Consider the following 2,178-nt stretch of genomic DNA (forward strand, 5'->3'; position numbering starts at 1 on the left):
GATGAGTATCGAGGCGGCGGCAGAGCAAGCGGACGCGGGGCCGGTGGTGGTGACCGGGACGCTCCGCCGGGATGAGGGTGGCATGCGCCGCGTGCTTACCTCCCTGGCCGAAGCGTATGTACGTGGTGTATCCGTCGACTGGTCCGCCCTGCTCGGCAACGTCCCCGGTCACATCGCGTGTGACCTCCCGACCTACGCCTTCCAACATCAGCACTACTGGCTCAAGAACGCCGCCCCCGCCGATGCGGGATCCGTAGACGATCAGCTTTCGGGGATCGCCGAACTTCCCGAAGAAACCGGCGCGTTGACCGCACGCCTTCGTGGGGAGTCCGCGCAGGAGCAGGAACGCATCCTGCTGGAGACCGTGCGCCAGGAGACCGCGAGCGTCTTGGGGCACTCCTCGCTGGAAGCCATTGAACCGGACATGGTGTTCAACCAGATCGGGTTCGACTCGGCCACCGCTGTGCAGTTGCGCAACCGTCTGAACGCACTCACCGACCGGACTCTCCCGACCACCCTGCTCTTTGACTACCCCACGCCCCTGATCCTCGCCGACTTTCTGCGTGACGAACTCATCGGGGACACAGGGGCCCCGGCCCCGGAGGAGGTGGCGGCTCCGACATCGGCGTCCCTAGCCGCGTCGACCGAGCCGGTGGCGATCGTGGGCATGGCGTGTCGGCTGCCGGGGGGAGTCTCCACGCCGGAAGAGCTGTGGGAGCTGGTGCTTCACGGCCGGGACGGCATCAGCGACTTCCCGGTGAACCGTGGCTGGGATCTGGAGAACCTGTTCCATCCGGACCCGGACCACCCCGGTACCAGCTATGCGCACCAAGGTGGGTTTCTGCACGATGCCGGGGAGTTCGACCCGGGCTTCTTCGGGATCTCGCCACGTGAGGCGCTGGCCGTGGACCCGCAACAGCGTCTGATGCTGGAGACCTCGTGGGAGGCGCTGGAACGGGCCGGGATCGATCCGACCACCCTGCGGGGCAAGGACGTGGGTGTCTTCTCCGGTGTGACATACCACAACTACGGTTCGGGCGTGGAGCCGGTGCCCGCCGAGCTCGAGGGCATGCTGGGCCTCGGCGCCTCGGCCAGCGTGCTGTCGGGGCGGGTGTCCTATGCGCTTGGCTTCGAGGGACCGTCGGTCGCGGTGGACACGGCATGCTCCTCGTCCCTGGTGGCGCTGCATCTGGCGGCTCAGGCCCTGCGAGCCGGCGAGTGTTCGATCGCGCTGGCCGGTGGCGTCACGGTGATGCCCACGCCCGGTATCTTCATCGCCTTCTCGCGGCAGCGCGGCATGTCGGTCGATGGCCGGTGCAAGTCCTTCGCCGCTTCGGCTGACGGTACGGGGTGGGCCGAGGGCGTGGGCGTGTTGGCGGTTGAGCGGCTGTCGGACGCGGAGCGGAACGGCCATCGGGTGCTGGCGGTGGTGCGGGGCAGCGCGGTGAACCAGGACGGCGCGTCAAACGGACTGACGGCTCCGAACGGCCCTTCGCAACAGCGTGTCATCCGGCAGGCGCTGGCCAGTGCTGGCGTGTCGGCCGCCGAGGTGGACGTGGTCGAGGCCCATGGCACGGGTACGGCGCTGGGCGATCCCATCGAGGCGCAGGCGGTGCTGGCTACGTACGGCCAGGATCGGGATCGGCCGCTGCTGCTGGGGTCGTTGAAGTCGAACATCGGTCATGCGCAGGCGGCTGCGGGTGTGGCTGGTGTCATCAAGATGGTGTTGGCGTTGCGGCACGGCATCGCGCCTCGGACATTGCACGTGGAGGAGCCGACATCGCAGGTGGATTGGTCGTCGGGTGCGGTGGAGCTGCTGACCGAGGAGCGCGTGTGGCCGGAGGTGGGGCGTCCGCGCCGGGCCGGGGTGTCCGCGTTCGGGGTCAGCGGCACCAACGCCCACGTCATCCTGGAACAGGCGGCACCGACGGCGACCGAGCCGACCGCCCCGGCGATGTCTTGGCCGAAGGGCGTTCCTGTGCCACTGGTGGTGTCCGGGCGGGGTGACGCGGCATTGCGGGCCCAGGCGCGACGCCTGCGGTCCTTCGTTGCGGAAGAGCCGCAACTCGACGTGAGTGAACTCGGCTTTGCGTTGGGTCGTGGTCGTGCGGGGTTGCCGGATCGTGCGGTGGTGGTGGCGGGGGATCGTGGGGAGGCGTTGGCGGGGTTGGCTGCGGG

Annotated in this window: 1 protein-coding gene; it reads left to right on the plus strand. The window is 68.9% G+C overall.

Annotated features, from left to right (window positions below; genetic code table 11):
• Positions 1 to 2,178, plus strand: a 2,178-nt coding sequence (locus tag NP777_RS46730) for a beta-ketoacyl synthase N-terminal-like domain-containing protein (RefSeq protein WP_256656295.1), incomplete at both ends; no start/stop codon positions are given.

The organism is Streptomyces rugosispiralis, from assembly GCF_024505145.1.
Taxonomy (GTDB): Bacteria; Actinomycetota; Actinomycetes; order Streptomycetales; family Streptomycetaceae; genus Streptomyces; species Streptomyces rugosispiralis.